Origin of the sequence: Bacillus paranthracis (genome assembly GCF_024296885.1) — a bacterium.
Lineage (GTDB): Bacteria > Bacillota > Bacilli > Bacillales > Bacillaceae_G > Bacillus_A > Bacillus_A paranthracis.
In genome coordinates, this window is the sequence record NZ_CP101135.1 from 1,544,958 (window position 1) to 1,562,212 (window position 17,255).

At 36.5% G+C, this 17,255-nt stretch carries 19 protein-coding genes; 17 read left to right on the plus strand and 2 right to left on the minus strand.

The annotated features are described in order from the left end of the window. The first annotated feature begins 32 nt into the window (after positions 1–32). The 3 genes from ypjB to NLJ82_RS07920 all read left to right on the plus strand — a co-directional run bounded on the left by ypjB (position 33) and on the right by NLJ82_RS07920 (position 2,347). The gene (gene ypjB, locus NLJ82_RS07910; protein ID WP_000831595.1) at positions 33–821 is read left to right on the plus strand and encodes a sporulation protein YpjB; all 789 of its coding nucleotides are present in this window, start codon (positions 33–35) and stop codon (positions 819–821) included. Between the two features lie 104 nt (positions 822–925). Further along, entirely contained in the window at positions 926–1,606 is a 681-nt protein-coding gene (locus tag NLJ82_RS07915; protein ID WP_000499536.1) for a zinc metallopeptidase, read from the plus strand. Between the two features lie 99 nt (positions 1,607–1,705). Further along, a complete protein-coding gene (locus tag NLJ82_RS07920) occupies positions 1,706–2,347 on the plus strand; it encodes a uracil-DNA glycosylase (protein ID WP_000876858.1) in 642 nt (213 codons plus the stop codon). Positions 2,348–2,375: 28 nt separating this feature from the next. Here NLJ82_RS07920 and NLJ82_RS07925 read toward each other — a convergent pair whose 3' ends face one another. Further along, complete coding sequence (locus NLJ82_RS07925; protein WP_000203302.1) at positions 2,376–3,257, minus strand: YitT family protein; 882 nt, start codon at positions 3,255–3,257, stop codon at positions 2,376–2,378. A gap of 383 nt (positions 3,258–3,640) precedes the next feature. Between NLJ82_RS07925 and NLJ82_RS07930 the strand changes: the two genes are divergently transcribed. From NLJ82_RS07930 to NLJ82_RS07960, 7 genes are read left to right on the plus strand one after another with little or no spacing between them, the layout of a single operon-like run. Next, positions 3,641–3,982, plus strand: coding sequence for a nucleotide pyrophosphohydrolase (locus NLJ82_RS07930; RefSeq protein WP_001992677.1), 342 nt, complete (start codon positions 3,641–3,643; stop codon positions 3,980–3,982). Next, positions 3,982–4,782, plus strand: coding sequence for a dihydrodipicolinate reductase (dapB, locus tag NLJ82_RS07935; protein ID WP_000658806.1), 801 nt, complete (start codon positions 3,982–3,984; stop codon positions 4,780–4,782). The genes NLJ82_RS07930 and dapB overlap by 1 nt, the downstream gene beginning before the upstream one ends. Before the next feature lie 14 nt (positions 4,783–4,796). Then, positions 4,797–5,192 carry a methylglyoxal synthase gene (gene mgsA / locus NLJ82_RS07940; protein WP_000684765.1) on the plus strand — a complete coding sequence of 132 codons (396 nt, stop codon included), beginning with the start codon at positions 4,797–4,799 and terminating at the stop codon, positions 5,190–5,192. Positions 5,193–5,203: 11 nt separating this feature from the next. Beyond that, positions 5,204–5,908 (plus strand): bacillithiol biosynthesis deacetylase BshB1, encoded by a 705-nt coding sequence (gene bshB1 / locus NLJ82_RS07945; protein WP_000015666.1) that lies wholly within the window; start codon positions 5,204–5,206, stop codon positions 5,906–5,908. Beyond that, positions 5,905–7,050: an N-acetyl-alpha-D-glucosaminyl L-malate synthase BshA gene (gene bshA / locus NLJ82_RS07950; RefSeq protein WP_000768302.1), complete on the plus strand. Its 1,146-nt coding sequence runs from the start codon at positions 5,905–5,907 to the stop codon at positions 7,048–7,050. Before bshB1 ends, bshA begins: the two co-directional genes overlap by 4 nt. Then, positions 7,037–8,230, plus strand: a complete 1,194-nt coding sequence (locus NLJ82_RS07955; protein WP_000439306.1) for a CCA tRNA nucleotidyltransferase — start codon at positions 7,037–7,039, stop codon at positions 8,228–8,230. The genes bshA and NLJ82_RS07955 overlap by 14 nt, the downstream gene beginning before the upstream one ends. Next, complete coding sequence (locus NLJ82_RS07960; RefSeq protein WP_001192049.1) at positions 8,215–9,195, plus strand: biotin--[acetyl-CoA-carboxylase] ligase; 981 nt, start codon at positions 8,215–8,217, stop codon at positions 9,193–9,195. Before NLJ82_RS07955 ends, NLJ82_RS07960 begins: the two co-directional genes overlap by 16 nt. A 100-nt stretch (positions 9,196–9,295) precedes the next feature. Here NLJ82_RS07960 and NLJ82_RS07965 read toward each other — a convergent pair whose 3' ends face one another. Further along, on the minus strand, positions 9,296–9,685 hold the full coding sequence (locus tag NLJ82_RS07965) for a cupredoxin domain-containing protein (RefSeq protein WP_000026410.1): 390 nt from the start codon (positions 9,683–9,685) through the stop codon (positions 9,296–9,298). 406 nt (positions 9,686–10,091) lie between these two features. Here NLJ82_RS07965 and panB point away from each other — a divergent pair, with 406 nt between their 5' ends. From panB to aspB, 7 genes are all read left to right on the plus strand, one after another. Then, a complete protein-coding gene (gene panB, locus NLJ82_RS07970; RefSeq protein ID WP_000853115.1) occupies positions 10,092–10,928 on the plus strand; it encodes a 3-methyl-2-oxobutanoate hydroxymethyltransferase in 837 nt (278 codons plus the stop codon). Then, complete coding sequence (gene panC, locus NLJ82_RS07975) at positions 10,928–11,776, plus strand: pantoate--beta-alanine ligase (RefSeq protein ID WP_000691780.1); 849 nt, start codon at positions 10,928–10,930, stop codon at positions 11,774–11,776. Before panB ends, panC begins: the two co-directional genes overlap by 1 nt. Positions 11,777–11,788: 12 nt before the next feature. After that, the gene (gene panD, locus NLJ82_RS07980) at positions 11,789–12,172 is read left to right on the plus strand and encodes an aspartate 1-decarboxylase (RefSeq protein WP_000490176.1); all 384 of its coding nucleotides are present in this window, start codon (positions 11,789–11,791) and stop codon (positions 12,170–12,172) included. Between the two features lie 129 nt (positions 12,173–12,301). Beyond that, on the plus strand, positions 12,302–15,106 hold the full coding sequence (dinG, locus tag NLJ82_RS07985; RefSeq protein WP_000044929.1) for an ATP-dependent DNA helicase DinG: 2,805 nt from the start codon (positions 12,302–12,304) through the stop codon (positions 15,104–15,106). A 251-nt stretch (positions 15,107–15,357) separates the two neighbouring features. Continuing rightward, entirely contained in the window at positions 15,358–15,528 is a 171-nt protein-coding gene (locus NLJ82_RS07990; protein ID WP_000358352.1) for a YpmA family protein, read from the plus strand. A gap of 7 nt (positions 15,529–15,535) precedes the next feature. Next, complete coding sequence (locus tag NLJ82_RS07995) at positions 15,536–16,039, plus strand: cell wall elongation regulator TseB-like domain-containing protein (RefSeq protein ID WP_000758749.1); 504 nt, start codon at positions 15,536–15,538, stop codon at positions 16,037–16,039. 18 nt (positions 16,040–16,057) lie between these two features. Then, complete coding sequence (aspB, locus tag NLJ82_RS08000; RefSeq protein WP_000761548.1) at positions 16,058–17,245, plus strand: aspartate transaminase AspB; 1,188 nt, start codon at positions 16,058–16,060, stop codon at positions 17,243–17,245. Positions 17,246–17,255 lie beyond the last annotated feature (10 nt).

A 17,255-nucleotide genomic window follows, 5' to 3' on the forward strand; every position in this document is an offset into this window, starting at 1 on the left:
ATTTTGTACTAGTAGTTATAGGGGGGACCGTGATGAAGAGAACATTAATTGGACTGATTGCATTTCTAATTATCATGTTTCCGTTACGTATATATGCTGAGGAGTGGAGTGAACTAACAGGGTTGTTAGATGACTCATTACAATTAGTGAAGCGTAATGAAGATGAAAAAGCAGTACAAGTACTGCAACATTTCTCGGAGCAGTTTGTAATAAAGGGGAATGAAAAGAAGCAGGAAGTAACGCCAGATCAAGTTAGAGTTATTTCTTTAGCTTACGACAAGGCGAAACAATCTCTCGCGGAAGAAGATGTAAGGAAACAAGTTAAAATTGATAATGTGTTAGCCCTGCAGCTCGCTGTCGATGCGCAAGTATCGAAATACCAACCACTTTGGATGGAAAGAGAAGGAAAAGTAATGGATGCCTTTTCTCAAATGGAAAAAGCAATGAAAAAAGAAGATACGGGACAGTTTCAACAAACGTTAAACACATTTTTACATGAATTTAATATTATTTATCCAAGCTTAATGATTGCCTTGCCAGAAAATGAAGTGCAGCGTGTAAATGCCCATTTATCTTATTTGGATGAATTTCGTAACGTTATGTTAAAAACAAAAGGTGGGCAAATGCAATTAGGAATCATTAAAGGAGATTTGCAAAAAATATTTCATACAGTAAAAAAAGATGAAATTGCACCTTCTCTCATTTGGTTTATGACAATTACTGGAGGTCTTATTTTATTCACATTAACTTATGTTGGGTGGAGAAAGTATAAAGGAGAGAGAGAAAAAAGAAAAAGTAATGTACATTCTAAGAATAGATAATGTAATAAATAAAGATTCGGATTGTAAGGTTTATTCATTGACAATGGTGGCAGAAGAAAATAGAATGAGAAGTACTATAATTAAAACTTCAATGGAGGTTCATGATGTTTTATTTAATTTACTTCGCGATCATTTTGATCATACCGTTGTATGCACAGTCAAAAGTACGTAGTGCCTATAGCAAGTATTCACAAGTTTATTCAACATCAGGTATGACAGGAGCAGAAGTGGCTCGGAAAATCTTAGATGAAAATGGATTATACAACGTAGCTGTAGAAGAAACACCAGGTCATTTATCAGACCATTATGATCCAACTGCCAAAACAGTTCGATTATCAACAGATAACTATTACGGTCATTCAGTTGCTGGTACAGCAGTTGCAGCACACGAAGTAGGACACGCAATTCAAGATGCAAAAGATTATAACTTTATGCGTATTCGTCATTCGTTAGTGCCAGTTGCGAACTTTGGTTCAAATATTTCTTGGATATTTATTATGATCGGTATTTTTGCATCGATGGCCAACATGATATTTTTAGGTATCATTTTAATGGCAGCAGGTGTTGTGTTCCAACTCGTTACATTACCAGTTGAGTTTGATGCATCAAAGCGTGCGATGCAACAAATTGAAGCGTTAGGAATCGTATCAACAGATGAATATGGCCAAGCTCGTAAAGTATTAAATGCGGCAGCATTAACATATGTAGCAGCTGCAGCCGTAGCGGTATTTGAATTATTACGTCTCGTATTAATTTATACTGGTATGCAGCGTAGCGACGACTAAAGACTATCAATTTTGATAGTCTTTTTTGTTTTGTGGATTGAATTATATAATGTATTGCAAATAGAAATAATAGAAGTAATGCGGAAAGGCGGTGGGGAAATGAAATATCCAGACCATTTAGTAAAACAAGTGAAAGAGCGTAGTGCTCCTTATCAATTAGAAGGTTTTTTAAGTGGACAAGGCCCTGAAAATCCGAAATTTATGTTGTTAGGAGAAGCGCCTGGTGAAACAGAAATTCATAATGGGATTCCGTTTAGCGGGAGAGCCGGAAAACAATTAATGGGTTTTTTAGAACGTATTCACGTTACAAGGGAAGAAGTATATATTACGAGTGCTGTTCGGAGTAGACCTTATAAGTGGCGAGAGAAAAAAGAACGAAATGGTTCTATTATACAAAAAAAGTATAATAGAACGCCAAATCAAGGAGAAATAGTTGCCCATGCACCTTTGTTAGATTATGAATTAGAGAAACTAAATCCGAAGCTAATTGTCACGCTTGGCAATATCGGTCTTCAGCGTTTAACAGGAAAAGGTAAAAAAATCACAGATGTACACGGGCAATTATTAAAACAGCCCATTCAAAAATTAAAGGATATACAAAGTGCAGAATTTACATGGTCAGAGAAAGAATATCATATTTTTCCGACCTTCCATCCTGCTTCCATTTTTTATAATCGGGGCTTATTGGAGCTTATTTATGAGGATTTAGAGAAACTTAAGCAATACGTAATAAAAAACTAGAAAAGCTAAAAAGCTTTTCTAGTTGTGTTTATGTATGTAATGGGTTTTTATTTTCATCCAACGTAAAACCTTCACCAACTACATCATGTACGTCACTTACTGCAACAAATGCATGAGGATCTACAGAAGTAATAATATTTTTTAATTTCACGATTTCATTTTTAGCCACAACGCAATACAATACGTTCCGTTCCACTTTTGTATACGATCCAACAGCTTTTAAAAAGGTCGCTCCGCGCTCCATCTCAGATAAAATTTTAGAAGCAATTTCATCGTTTTTATCGGAGATAATAGTTGCTCCTTTTGCTGCATAGGCTCCTTCTTGCATAAAATCAATGACTTTCGCCCCGATAAAAACAGCAACTAACGTATACATACCCTCGCGATATGATAAATAGGTAAGGATAGAGACGATAATGACGATAGCATCAAACATAAACATCGTTTTCCCCATACTCCAGCCAACATATTTATGAGCGAGTCTCGCAATAATATCTACACCGCCAGTAGTTCCGCCGTATTTAAATATGATCCCGAGACCGATACCAATAAATGCCCCAGCAAATAAAGCTGCGAGTGTCATATCATTTTGTAAGTTTACATGTAAGTTGAGAACTTCGTAACGCTGAAAAATCCATAGAAATAAAGATACGCTAAATGTGCCGATTAGTGTATATATAAATGTCGCTCTTCCAAGTAACTTCCAACCAATAAAAAATATAGGGATATTTAAAATTAAGTTTGAATAAGAAGGGTCAAACTTAAATAGAAAATACAATAATAGTGTAATACCGGTAAATCCACCTTCTGCAAGGTGATTTTCAATATTGATATTCACAATACCGAAAGAAAAAATAGCGGAACCGATTAAAATAAAAATGATATTTCGAATCTTCAAATTTGATGTCATATAGAAATCCCCCTAATTATGTAAATGGCATTGCTCCGCTGAAACGGTAAAACATAATGATAAGTAATTTCTAGTTGCTAGTGAAAATAGTGAAGGCTATAAAAAATGATTGGTTTAGGCTAATTTTTTGCCAAAAACGCAAAAGAAGTTTCACTTTACCCCGTACCAACGGCTGGTAGGAGATAAAGCTCTGAAGAAAGGCGAACCAGCCGTAGGAACCCGATTAGTTCAACTAATCTTTTGCAAAAAAATCGCAAAAGAAGTTTCACTTTATTATAGTCTATCCAAAAATGGGTCGCAAATAGGTGTTTGGCGGGGAATAATATTTGTCAAATCGCGATGAATTGGCTAACATGAAAGAGGAAGGATTAGAGGTGAATTGTATGGAAGCGAAAACGATGAAGGATATGCAGAAAGAAGTTGATGCATATATTGGTCAGTTTAAAGAAGGTTATTTCAGTCCACTTGCAATGATGGCTCGTTTAACGGAAGAAATGGGGGAGCTTGCAAGAGAGGTGAATCATTATTATGGTGAGAAACCGAAGAAAACAACTGAAACAGAACGTAGTATTGAAGAAGAGCTTGGAGATGTATTATTTGTTATGATTTGTATGGCAAATAGTTTAAATATTGATTTAGAAACAGCACATAACATTGTAATGAATAAATTTAATACTCGCGATAAAGATCGCTGGACACGTATTGATGAGGGAGAGAAAGAATAATGAAAGAAATTAAAGTAATTATCGCTGGACCAAGAGGACGTATGGGACATGAAGCAGTTCTTCTTATGGAAAGAACGGAACATTTTAATTTAGTAGCAGCAGTGGATTATAAGCATGGTGGAGAGAAAATCTCTGATTTACCGGGAATGCCAGCGCTAGATACACCTATTTATGGAGATTTACATACTTGTTTAGAGGAAGTAGAAGCAGATGTGTTGTTAGATTTAACAACGCCAGAAGTTGGGAAACAACACGTTACACTAGCAGTTGAGCGTGGACTTCGTTCTGTTATTGGTACAACTGGATTTACAGAAGAAGAGCTAAAACAATTAACCGAGACTGCGAAAGAAAAAGCAGTAGGAACAATTATCGCTCCAAACTTTGCAATTGGTGCAGTTCTTATGATGAAATTCTCACAAATGGCAGCGAAATACTTCCAAGATGTTGAAGTAATTGAATTGCATCATGATCAAAAGTTAGATGCACCATCTGGTACAGCGGTAAAAACAGTAGAATTAATTCGTCAAAATCGTGAATCAAAGCAGCAAGGTCATCCAAATGAAGTAGAGCAACTAGAAGGGGCTCGTGGTGCAAATGTAGACGGCATTCACATTCATAGTGTACGTTTACCAGGACTTATTGCACACCAAGAAGTAATGTTTGGTGGAGACGGACAAATGTTAACAGTTCGTCATGATTCATTCAATCGTGCATCATTTATGTCTGGTGTAAAACTATCAATTGAGACAGTAATGAATCTAGACCATCTTGTGTACGGTTTAGAAAATATTATCGACTAAAGGGGAGACAACGGATGAAAATTGCCTTAATTGCACATGACAAAAAGAAAAATGACATGGTTTCGTTTGCATACGCATATAAACCAATTTTTGAACAACATGAATTATTTGCAACAGGAACGACAGGACTTCGTATTATGGAAGCGACCGGCTTAGTTGTAACAAGATATCAATCTGGTCCTCTTGGCGGCGATCAAGAAATTGGTGCAATGATTGCAAAAAATGATTTAGACATGGTAATTTTCTTCCGCGATCCATTAACAGCACAACCGCATGAACCGGATGTGAATGCATTGCTTCGTTTATGTGATGTATATGCAATTCCACTTGCGACGAATATGGCAAGTGCTGAAATGTTAATGCACGCATTAGAGCGAGGAGATTTAGATTACCGCAAGTTAAGAAAATGAGGGGAACAATTATGAGTGGATTACATATATTAGCGTTTGGTGCCCATGCCGATGATGTTGAAATCGGCATGGCGGGTACCATTGCTAAATATACGAAGCAAGGGTATGAAGTAGGTATTTGTGATTTAACGGAAGCTGATCTTTCTTCTAATGGAACGATAGAGTTAAGAAAAGAAGAAGCAAAGGCGGCAGCTCGTATAATGGGAGTAAAAACGAGACTAAATTTAGCGATGCCAGACCGTGGTTTGTATATGAAAGAAGAGTATATACGTGAAATTGTAAAGGTAATTCGTACATATAAACCAAAACTAGTTTTTGCGCCGTATTATGAAGATCGTCATCCAGATCATGCAAATTGTGCAAAACTTGTGGAAGAAGCTATTTTTTCAGCGGGAATTCGCAAATATATGCCAGAGGTTCCACCACATCGTGTGGAGTCTTTTTATCATTATATGATTAATGGTTTTCATAAACCGAATTTTTGTATAGATATTAGTGAATACGTATCGCAAAAGGTGGAAGCATTAGAAGCGTATGAAAGTCAGTTTTCAACAGGGAGTGATGGTGTGAAAACGCCGTTAACAGAAGGTTACGTTGAAACTGTAGTCGCTCGTGAGAAAATGTTTGGAAAAGAAGTTGGAGTCTTATATGCCGAAGGGTTTATGAGTAAGAAACCGGTTTTATTACATGCTGATTTAATAGGGGGATGTAAATGAAATTAAAAATAGGTATTACATGTTATCCTTCTGTAGGTGGTTCTGGAGTTGTTGGAACAGAATTAGGAAAGCAATTAGCGGAACGCGGGCATGAAATTCATTTTATTACATCGGGTTTACCATTCCGGTTAAATAAAGTGTATCCAAACATTTATTTTCATGAAGTGACGGTAAATCAATACTCTGTATTTCAATATCCACCATACGATTTAGCGTTAGCGAGTAAAATGGCAGAGGTTGCACAAAGAGAAAACCTAGACATTTTACATGTGCATTACGCAATACCACATGCCATTTGTGCTTATTTAGCAAAACAAATGATTGGAGAGCGTATTAAAATTGTTACAACCTTGCATGGAACAGATATTACTGTGTTAGGATCCGACCCTTCGCTAAATAATTTAATTCGTTTTGGTATTGAGCAATCTGATGTTGTGACGGCTGTCTCGCATTCATTAATTAACGAAACGCATGAGCTTGTAAAACCAAATAAAGGCATTCAAACGGTATATAACTTTATAGACGAACGTGTATATTTCAAACGTGATATGACCCAATTAAAGAAAGAATACGGTATAAGTGAGAGTGAAAAGATACTTATTCACATTTCAAATTTCCGTAAAGTGAAACGTGTGCAAGATGTTGTGCAGGCATTTGCTAAAATTGTTACAGAAGTAGATGCGAAGTTGCTTCTTGTTGGAGATGGACCAGAATTTTGCACGATTTTACAGTTGGTGAAAAATTTACATATTGAAGATCGCGTCTTATTCTTAGGGAAGCAAGATAATGTTGCAGAACTACTTGCGATGAGTGATTTAATGTTGCTTTTATCAGAGAAGGAGAGTTTTGGTCTTGTTTTATTAGAAGCGATGGCGTGTGGTGTACCTTGTATCGGAACAAGGGTTGGAGGTATTCCAGAAGTCATTCAACATGGTGATACAGGATATTTATGTGAAGTTGGCGATACAACAGGAGTGGCAGATCAAGCCATTCAGCTATTAAAGGATGAAGAACTTCACCGTAATATGGGAGAGCGAGCAAGAGAAAGTGTTTACGAGCAGTTTCGCTCTGAAAAAATCGTCTCACAATATGAAACGATTTACTATGATGTACTAAGGGATGACAAAAATGGAAAGATTTAAAAAAGCTAGTTCTATTATTGAGACTTTAAAGCAACAAGGGCATGAGGCTTACTTTGTCGGTGGAAGCGTAAGAGACCTTATTATCGATAGGCCGATTGGAGATATTGATATTGCGACATCTGCTTTACCAGAAGAAGTGATGGCTATATTTCCAAGACATGTTCCTGTTGGTCTTGAACATGGAACTGTAATTGTAGTAGAAAATGGTGAGCCTTATGAGGTAACCACTTTTCGAACAGAGAGTGAATATGAAGACTTTCGAAGACCTAGTAGTGTTCAATTTGTTCGTTCATTAGAAGAGGATTTAAAACGTCGTGATTTCACAATGAATGCAATTGCAATGACAGAAGAAGGAAAAATGGTTGATTTATTTGCTGGACAGGAAGCGATTCAAAAGAGAGAAATTATGACAGTGGGAAATGCTGCGGATCGGTTTCAAGAAGATGCCCTGCGAATGATGCGTGGTATTCGGTTCGTAAGTACGTTAGGTTTTTCTTTAGAGACGAAAACGAAGCAAGCAATTGAAACATATGGACATTTGCTGGAACATATAGCAATTGAGAGAATTACAGTGGAGTTTGAAAAACTGTTAACTGGCACATATTGTGTGAAGGCTCTCAAAGAATTAGTAGAAACGAAACTATTTTCTCATCTACCATATTTACAGATGTCAGAAGAGAAATTGTTAAAAGCTACGCAGTATAAATGGGATTCTTTTGAAGCAGACATTGAGGCGTGGGCGTTTTTCTTATATTGTATCGGGGAAGAACATCCAGCTGTCTTTTTACGTCAATGGAAGTTTTCGAATAAAAAAATAAAAGATATCGTCGCAGTTTTATTAACAATCCGTAAGAGAAAGGAGAAGGATTGGGATACAGTTCTTCTTTATAAAACGGGAATTCATATAGCTGAAATGGCAGAAAGAGTATATGAAGCGATGATTGAAAGCTATGATCATACAGCTGTTAACCGGGTACAAACGTTGTTTCAAGCATTGCCAATTAAGAATCGACAAGAGATGAATGTGACTGGGAATGATTTGTTAAACTGGGCAAGTAAAAAGCCAGGTCCGTGGGTTGCTGAAATGATTCAAAAAATTGAAGAAGCAATTGTACAAGGAAACGTAGTAAATGAGAAAGAGTGTATAAGGGAGTGGCTGCAAGAATGCAATCTACTATAAGAAAGCAGTTATTGCAAGTTTTTTCGGAAGCGGATGGCGAGTTTGTATCTGGTCAAACGATTAGTGATAAACTTGGTTGCTCAAGAACTGCTGTGTGGAAACATATGGAGGACCTTCGGAATGAGGGATATGAACTTGAAGCTGTGCGTCGATTAGGTTATCGAATTGCAAGTAAGCCAGACAAAGTGACTGCGAATGAAATACAGTTAGGGTTACAAACGAAACATATTGGTAGAACAGTGTATTTTGAAGAGTCCGTTGAATCGACGCAACATATTGCAGCAAAGCTTGCTTATGAAGGTGCAGAAGAAGGAACAATTGTTGTGGCAGAAGAACAAACAGCGGGTAGAGGTCGTTTAAGCAGAAAATGGCATTCACCAAAAGGAACAGGAATTTGGATGAGTATTATTTTACGTCCATCAATCCCGGTTCAACATGCACCACAACTTACTTTATTAGCCGCTGTTAGCGTTGCGCAAGCAATTGAAAAGTTCACAGGTGTAAACGTAGGAATAAAATGGCCGAATGATATTTTAATTCAAGGGAAAAAGGCTGTAGGAATATTAACAGAAATGCAAGCTGATCCTGATAAAATTAATGCTGTCATTATGGGTATTGGTATTAATGCGAATCAAAAGCAAGAACATTTTGATGAGGAAATTCAGCATATTGCTACTTCTTTAGCGATTGAATCTGGTAAGCCAATTGTTCGTGCGGAGCTTATGCAACAAATCTTTTTACAACTAGAAAAATTATATGAAGAGTATTTACAAAATGGTTTCTCTGTCATTAAAATTCTTTGGGAAAGTTACGCTGTAAGCATCGGGAAAGAAATTAACGCTCGAACGATGAGAGAGACAATTACAGGGATAGCAAAAGGAATTACAGAGGATGGTGTATTGCTCCTAGAAGACCATGAAGGAAAAGTACATCATATTCATTCTGCGGATATCGAAATTAAGTAAAAGAAGTTCCTCTTTTGGAACTTCTTTTTTATTTCCATATTAATAAAATCTTTTAATATTTAAGTTTTATTTTAAAAGATCGTCCAGTTGAGTTTGCTTCTTATTTTACGATTACTTTACCTTCCATTCCTTTGAGGAGATGGTATCGACATATTAATTCATATGTACCGGCACTGTTAGGTTTCACGGTAATGTTTTTTTCTTTTCCTGACTCGACGACGACATCAATACCGAGTTTTTTGATTGTAAAGGTATGCTCACTCTTACCTTTATTTTTCAACAGTAATGTTGTTGATTCGTTAATTGGAATCGTGATGACGTTTGGATTAAAGTAATCATCGTTTAGCTCAACTTCAATCACTTTCGCTGACGCAATAGGTTGTGCCAAGTCGTTAACTGAGGCAAATACATTGAGGGAATTTAAAGTTGTTATTACCACAAGCATCACAAGAAAACCGATGAATCGAAATAACCATTTGTTTATAGACATTTGCAATTCTCCTTTTGTAAGTATATCTCCTCAATTAACCTGCATCATTATTTTATGAGTTATACCATGTATTTAAAAAGTTTATCTTTCTATGATTGAATCGTTCACTTATAAATTTCACATACCGTAATAAGAATAAAAATTATTTTTTCAAAAAAATGTAGTAATTCCTTTTTGGAGTTTGCTATAATTAGTTCGAATGTGGGCAGTATCAGAGCGAACTGCACCATGATTCGAAGCGATACGAAAAATAATAACTTGGATTCTGCCTTGATCCAATAACGGACTGGGACAGAGGGATGAATAATGCCGACTAATACACAACCCTTCTGCCCTTTTATGGCCAGAGGGGTTTTTTATATGATTTCGGCCATCTCCTCTCTCCTGTATAAAGGAGGAGTAGTTTTTGAAAACAAAAACAGATTTTTTGAAAATGAAAGAGCAAGGTGAGCCGATTACAATGCTAACGGCGTATGATTATCCATCTGCTAAGTTAGCAGAAGAAGCGGAAGTTGATATGATTTTAGTTGGAGATTCCCTTGGGATGGTTGTGCTCGGCTATGATTCAACAGTACCTGTAACAGTAGAGGATATGATTCATCATACGAAAGCTGTACGCCGAGGAGCGAAAGAGACGTTTATTGTAACTGATATGCCATTTATGTCGTATCATGTGTCGCCTCAAGATACGATGGTGAATGCACGCCGCATCGTTCAAGAGAGTGGTGCTCATGCACTGAAGGTAGAAGGTGCAGGAGAAGTGATATCAACTATTCATTACTTGACGAGTGCGGGAATTCCTGTCGTGGCACACTTAGGCTTAACTCCTCAATCTGTAGGAGTGTTAGGTGGCTATAAAGTACAAGGAAAAGATGCTGAAAGTGCAAAAAAATTAATAGAAGATGCGAAGAGATGTGAGGAAGCTGGTGCGATAGCACTTGTATTAGAATGTGTGCCAATGCAGCTAGCAAAATTTATTTCGAAGCAACTAACAATTCCAACGATTGGAATTGGAGCAGGACAAAAAGTGGATGGGCAAGTACTCGTTTATCATGATCTTATCTCATATGGCGTAAATCGTGTTCCGAAATTTGTTAAGCAATATACGTCTGTTCAAGAGGAGATTGTGCGAGGGATTTCACAATACGTAACTGAAGTAAAGACAGGTCAATTTCCGGAAGAAAAACATTCATTCACAATGAAAGAGGAAGAATGTTTAGCGTTATACGGAGGAAAACAATAATGAAAATCATAAATACAGTGCAAGAGATGCAGCAAATTACAAACGAACTACGTGCAAGTGGAAAAAGTATCGGTTTTGTCCCAACGATGGGTTATTTACATGAAGGTCATGCGACTTTATTACGTAAGGCAAGAGAAGAAAATGAAATTGTAGTTTTAAGCGTGTTTGTTAATCCGCTACAGTTTGGACCAAATGAAGATTTAGATCGATACCCTCGTGATATTGATAGAGATGAAAATGTAGCAAAAGAAAACAGTGTAGATTATTTATTTTATCCGAGCGTAGAAGAAATGTATCCAGCAGAACAAACGACAACAGTAGAAGTTGTGAAGCGTACCGATGTGTTATGCGGAAAACAAAGACCTGGTCATTTCGCTGGTGTTGCGATTGTACTAATGAAACTATTTAATATTACATTGCCAACACGTGCTTATTTCGGTATGAAAGATGCACAGCAAGTTGCTGTCATTGAAGGATTTGTCGCTGATTTTAATATTCCGGTTACAATCGTACCGGTGGATATTGTAAGGGAAGAAGATGGATTAGCCAAAAGTTCTCGTAACGTGTATTTATCACCAGAAGAGCGTGAAGAGGCTCTTCATTTATACCGCAGTCTATGTATAGCGAAAGAAAGAATTGAGACAGGAGAACGTAATGCAGAAATCATTACAACTCTTGTGAAAGAGTATATTGAGACGTATACGAAAGGCACTGTAGATTATGCTGATTTATATGCGTATCCTTCACTACAAGTAGTGGATAAAATTGAAGGACGAATCATTTTAGCAATTGCAGTTAAATTTGACAATGTACGATTAATTGACAATATAACATTAACGGTTAAATAAGGGGGAGCATCTATGTTTCGCACAATGATGAGAGCGAAGCTACATCGCGCAACAGTAACAGAAGCAAATTTAAATTATGTAGGTAGTATTACAATTGATGAAGATTTAATGGATGCAGTAAATATTGTAGAAAACGAAAAAGTCCAAATTGTAAATAATAATAATGGTGCTCGCTTAGAGACATATGTTATTAAAGGAGAACGTGGTAGCGGTGTTGTTTGTTTGAATGGTGCAGCTGCAAGGCTTGTACAGCCAGGAGATAAAGTTATTATTATTTGCTACGGTTTAGTGGCAGAAGAAAATATTCATAAACAAGAGCCGAAAATTGCAGTATTAGACGATGATAATCAAATTATTGAAATGTTAGGTGCTGAAAAAGCGGGTACGATATTATAAGTAAGAAGGTTATCTCTATTATGGAGATAGCCTTTTTTGTGCATCTTTTCATTAAGATGAGATAAAACGTGGTATAGTAACATTATATAATTTTCTGTTTGATAGGTAAGAAATTGAGGTGTTACATATATGAGTAAGCGTTATGTCGTTGTGGATTTAGAGACGACAGGGAACTCCTGGAAGGATGGGAAAGATAAAATTACCCAAATTGCAGCTGTTGTAGTGGAAGATGGAGAGATATTAGAGATTTTTTCATCTTTTATTAATCCGAAGAGAGAGATTCCACCATTTATTACAGAGTTAACAGGGATTGATGAGAGTATGGTTAAGCAAGCCCCGTTATTTGAAGATGTAGCCCCAATGGTTGTTGAGCTATTACAAGGTGCAGCTTTCGTTGCACATAACGTTCACTTTGATTGGAATTTTTTAACGGAAGAATTAAGGCAGGCTGGATATACAGAAATACATTGTCCAAAAGTTGATACAGTTGAGTTGGCGCAAATTCTTTTGCCAACGGCTGATAGTTATAAATTACGTGATTTAGCTAAACAACACGAATTAGAGCATGATCAACCGCATCGTGCGGATAGTGATGCTCTTGCAACAGCGGAATTGTTTTTACAATTTTTAAATGAAATTGAGAAGTTACCCCTTGTCACCTTGCAATCGCTTTATGAATTGAGTGATGTGTTTCAAAGTGATATAGCGGATGTGCTTTCTGAAAATATTTTAAAGAAAATGATGCATGGTAAAAAAGGAGCAGAGGGATATGAAGTGTATCGAAATATTGCCCTTCGAAAACGGAATTATTCTTTAAACTTAAGTGAAACATGTGCATTTAAATTTGATGCTTTCTTGCATAAGACAATTGATAAACTTGAGTCGAATATGCCAAAGTTTGAAAAAAGAGAAAGCCAACAGAGTATGATGAAGGAAATATATACAGCGCTAAGAGATTCTAGGTTTTCACTAATTGAAGCAGGAACAGGAACAGGAAAGACTCTTGCATATTTGCTTCCAAGTATTTATTTTGCAAAGAAAAAAGAAGAACCTGTCATCATAAGTACCCAAACTGTACAACTGCAGCAACAAATACTAGAAAAAGAAATTCCATTATTACAGAAAATAATGCCATTTTCATTTGAAGTAGCTCTTCTGAAAGGAAGAAAGCATTATCTTTGTCTACATAAATTTGAATATGCTTTGCAAGAAGAAGAGAAGAATTATGATATGGCGCTCACGAAGGCAAAAATTTTAGTGTGGTTATTGCAAACGGAAACGGGCGATCGTGATGAATTAAATATTCCTGAGGGCGGAAAGTTACTTTGGAACCGGATTTGTAGTGATGTACATAGTCCGGGTGGGATGCAAAGCAACTGGTTTAGTCGTTGTTTTTATCAACGAGCAAAGAATAGAGCATTATTTGCAGATATCGTTATTACAAATCATGCGTTATTATTTCAAGATTTTTCAAGTGAAGAACCACTGTTTGCTTCATGTGAACATATTATTTTTGATGAGGCTCATCATATCGAGGAAGCAGCGAGTAGAACATTAGGTGAACAGTTCTCCTGTATGTATTTCCAGCTAGTTTTATCTCGTCTTGGTACGCTAGAAACAGATGATGTACTTTCTAAAGTATATAAAATGATGAAAAAATCAGAGCAAGCCTCCCGTTCTACTTTCCGCATGGTAAGTCATAGTTTGAAGGAATTGAAATTTGATGCGGATGAGCTATTCCAAATGTTACGTGCATTCATCTTTAAACAAACAAAGCAGGAACAAGGGATCAGCAATATGCCACTCATTTATCGATATAACACGGAAGTAGAGAAAGGTAAGTTATGGGATAGTATTACCGAGTTAACAAATCGCTTTGTATATGATGTAAGAAAATTACTCTCTACACTTGAGAAGCAAGTTGATATATTGCAAAGTAAATTAGAATGGGAAATGCATGTTGTTACAGGTGAATTTATGCATTTAATTGAGTTGTTGAGAAAGATGGCGCAATCTTTACAAGTACTCATTTTAGAAAAAAATTCATATGTGACATGGATGGAAACTGAAACGAAGGGAACCATTCATTCAACTGTTTTATATGGGCAACCTGTTCATATTGGTGAAAGATTTGCTGATGAATTTTTAACAGAGAAAAAGAGTGTTATTTTCACATCAGCAACGCTAACAGTAAACGATTCATTTGACTATATAAAAGAAGAGCTAGGCTTACATGATTTTGCTCCAAATACATTACAGGTCCCATCACCATTCCATTTTGAAGAACAGATGAAATTAATGGTTTCAACGGATGTGCCCTTTATTAAGCAAGCAAGTAATGAAGAATATATTGAATCTGTGTCGGCTCATATTGCAAAAATAGCGAAAGCTACAGAAGGTAGAATGCTTGTTTTGTTCACTTCATATGAAATGTTGAAAGAAGCGTATACGAATTTGAAAAATGATGAGGAATTAGAAGGCTATTTATTATTAACGCAAAGTGTGAATAATAAGAGCAGAAGTCGTCTCATTCGTAAGTTTCAAGAGTTCGATAAATCAATTTTATTAGGAACAAGTAGTTTTTGGGAAGGGATAGATATACCTGGAGATGCCCTTAGTTGTCTTGTTATTGTCCGCCTTCCCTTTACGCCTCCTCATCAACCGATGATGGAAGCAAAAGGAGAGTGGTTAAAAAATCAAGGAGAGGACGTATTCGCTAAGTTAGCACTCCCGCAAGCAATACTGCGTTTCAAACAAGGATTTGGTCGTCTTATTAGAACAAGTACAGATACCGGAACGGTGTTTGTACTAGATCGTCGTTTGACAAGCGCTTCCTATGGAAAACGTTTTTTACAATCAATTCCAACTGTTCCGCTTTATGAAGGCCCTCTAGAAGAATTGTTAGAACAATTAAAGGAACGGTCAATTGAATAAAATTGGAAGGAAAAATACGCCTGAAGTGCATGTAAACTTCAGGCGTAAAAAATGTGGGTAGGAGGAATTTTATTTTTCTTACTTCTTGTATACAAAATGTATCGGTTTTCGACTTGAAACCTTTTTTTGCTGTACATGTCCTGCTATAATAGATGGGTGATGAAGCAGGGGTTGTAAAGAATGTACTCTTATTGTAACCGCATTGCGTTCTTCTATAATTAGAAATTTTTGTGTAACGGAGGAGTTTTTTCATGGATAAGAAAATCGAAGTCCTATCAACGACGCGTATTAAATATTCGTCTGACTTGTATAAAATCGTTGATAGTTTGAATCGTACGTTAAAAGAGCAGGACCTCATGTTCGGATTAGCATTAGACGAAAAAGATAAAGAAACAGCTGTATTTACGATTTACAGAACGTAGTGATACAATGAAAAAGTGGATCTTTGCAATCGTTATCGTAATCGTTGCTAGCGGAATATATGGGGCGTATGTTTATAATAAAGCAATGGAAAAGAAAATCCCTAAAGAGGCAAAATCTGTAGAAATTGCAAAAGAAAAAGCAAAGCTTGTAAAAGTAAAATCTGTGGATTATTATAACGGAGAATCTTCATATACTGTCGTACAAGGTACAGATGAAAAAGGAGAACAACTTATCGTTTGGGTGCCTGAGAAAAAAGGGGAAACTATAGTAAGGAAAAAGAGTGAAGGTATTTCTGAAAAAGAGGCTTTACAAAGAACGATTGAACAAGTCGGAGATGACAGTAAAGAGCACAAAAGTAAGCCTAAAGAAATTTTAAAAATAAAATTAGGCTTTGAAAACAATATACCATTATGGGAAGTTACATATATTGATGATGAAAATCGTTATAGTTATTACTATCTTGCATTTAAAGATGGGCAGTTTTTACGACGATACAGCATTGAAAAATAGATGTAGGGGGAACTACAAATGAAATTAGCAAAGCGAGTAGCTGCTTTAACACCATCTGCAACTTTAGAAATTACAGCAAAGGCACAAGCATTAAAAGCAGAAGGTCATGATGTAATTGGATTAGGGGCAGGAGAACCTGACTTTAATACGCCAGAACATATTATGGATGCTGCACATAAAGCGATGTTAGAAGGACATACGAAATATACACCAACAGGTGGGTTACAAGCGTTAAAACAAGAAATTGTGAAGAAGTTTACTCGCGATCAAGGAATTGCGTATGATCCGTCTGAAATTATTGTATGTAACGGCGCAAAGCATGCATTATATACATTATTCCAAGTGCTACTTGATGAAGGTGATGAAGTTATCATCCCTACGCCATACTGGGTAAGTTATCCGGAACAAGTAAAGCTTGCTGGTGGTAAGCCAGTTTATGTAGAAGGCCTTGAAGATAATGAATACAAAATTACAGCGAAGCAGCTGCGTGAGGCAATTACAGAGAAAACGAAAGCAGTTATTATTAATTCACCGAGCAATCCAACAGGAATGATTTACAGCAAAGAAGAATTACAACAGCTTGGAGAAGTATGTTTAGAACACAATATTTTAATCGTTTCAGATGAAATTTATGAGAAATTAATTTATGGTGGAGCAGAATATACTTCGGTTGCCCAGCTTTCTAATGCATTAAAAGAACAAACACTTATTATTAATGGTGTATCTAAATCTCATTCTATGACAGGATGGCGTATTGGATATGCAGCAGGAAATAAGCAGCTTATTAAAGCGATGACGAACTTAGCGAGTCATAGTACGTCAAACCCTACTTCAATCGCTCAATACGGCGCAATCGCGGCATATGCAGGCTCACAAGAACCTGTAGAAACAATGCGTCAAGCATTTGAAGAGAGATTAAACATTATTTATGATAAATTAATTCAAATCCCTGGCTTTACTTGCATTAAACCACAAGGTGCATTTTACTTATTCCCTAATGTAAAAGAAGCAGTAGCTTTATCAGGATACGAAACTGTTGATGATTGGGCAAAAGCTCTATTAGAAGAGGAAAAAGTAGCTCTTGTACCAGGTACAGGATTTGGTGCTCCAAATAACGTTCGTTTATCATATGCGACATCTCTTGAACAAGTGGAGAAAGCATTAGAACGTATTCACACGTTTATGAAAAGTAAAGTGCAAGCTTAATTGTATATTT

What these genes read in the sequence shown, in the direction of transcription:
- ypjB (WP_000831595.1), top strand. Translation starts at nt 33, where the DNA reads ATGAAGAGAACATTAATTGGACTGATTGCATTTCTAATTATCATGTTT.
- NLJ82_RS07915 (WP_000499536.1), top strand. Translation starts at nt 926, where the DNA reads ATGTTTTATTTAATTTACTTCGCGATCATTTTGATCATACCGTTGTAT.
- NLJ82_RS07920 (WP_000876858.1), top strand. Translation starts at nt 1,706, where the DNA reads ATGAAATATCCAGACCATTTAGTAAAACAAGTGAAAGAGCGTAGTGCT.
- NLJ82_RS07925 (WP_000203302.1), bottom strand. Translation starts at nt 3,257, where the DNA reads ATGACATCAAATTTGAAGATTCGAAATATCATTTTTATTTTAATCGGT.
- NLJ82_RS07930 (WP_001992677.1), top strand. Translation starts at nt 3,641, where the DNA reads ATGGAAGCGAAAACGATGAAGGATATGCAGAAAGAAGTTGATGCATAT.
- dapB (WP_000658806.1), top strand. Translation starts at nt 3,982, where the DNA reads ATGAAAGAAATTAAAGTAATTATCGCTGGACCAAGAGGACGTATGGGA.
- mgsA (WP_000684765.1), top strand. Translation starts at nt 4,797, where the DNA reads ATGAAAATTGCCTTAATTGCACATGACAAAAAGAAAAATGACATGGTT.
- bshB1 (WP_000015666.1), top strand. Translation starts at nt 5,204, where the DNA reads ATGAGTGGATTACATATATTAGCGTTTGGTGCCCATGCCGATGATGTT.
- bshA (WP_000768302.1), top strand. Translation starts at nt 5,905, where the DNA reads ATGAAATTAAAAATAGGTATTACATGTTATCCTTCTGTAGGTGGTTCT.
- NLJ82_RS07955 (WP_000439306.1), top strand. Translation starts at nt 7,037, where the DNA reads ATGGAAAGATTTAAAAAAGCTAGTTCTATTATTGAGACTTTAAAGCAA.
- NLJ82_RS07960 (WP_001192049.1), top strand. Translation starts at nt 8,215, where the DNA reads ATGCAATCTACTATAAGAAAGCAGTTATTGCAAGTTTTTTCGGAAGCG.
- NLJ82_RS07965 (WP_000026410.1), bottom strand. Translation starts at nt 9,685, where the DNA reads ATGTCTATAAACAAATGGTTATTTCGATTCATCGGTTTTCTTGTGATG.
- panC (WP_000691780.1), top strand. Translation starts at nt 10,928, where the DNA reads ATGAAAATCATAAATACAGTGCAAGAGATGCAGCAAATTACAAACGAA.
- panD (WP_000490176.1), top strand. Translation starts at nt 11,789, where the DNA reads ATGTTTCGCACAATGATGAGAGCGAAGCTACATCGCGCAACAGTAACA.
- dinG (WP_000044929.1), top strand. Translation starts at nt 12,302, where the DNA reads ATGAGTAAGCGTTATGTCGTTGTGGATTTAGAGACGACAGGGAACTCC.
- NLJ82_RS07990 (WP_000358352.1), top strand. Translation starts at nt 15,358, where the DNA reads ATGGATAAGAAAATCGAAGTCCTATCAACGACGCGTATTAAATATTCG.
- NLJ82_RS07995 (WP_000758749.1), top strand. Translation starts at nt 15,536, where the DNA reads ATGAAAAAGTGGATCTTTGCAATCGTTATCGTAATCGTTGCTAGCGGA.
- aspB (WP_000761548.1), top strand. Translation starts at nt 16,058, where the DNA reads ATGAAATTAGCAAAGCGAGTAGCTGCTTTAACACCATCTGCAACTTTA.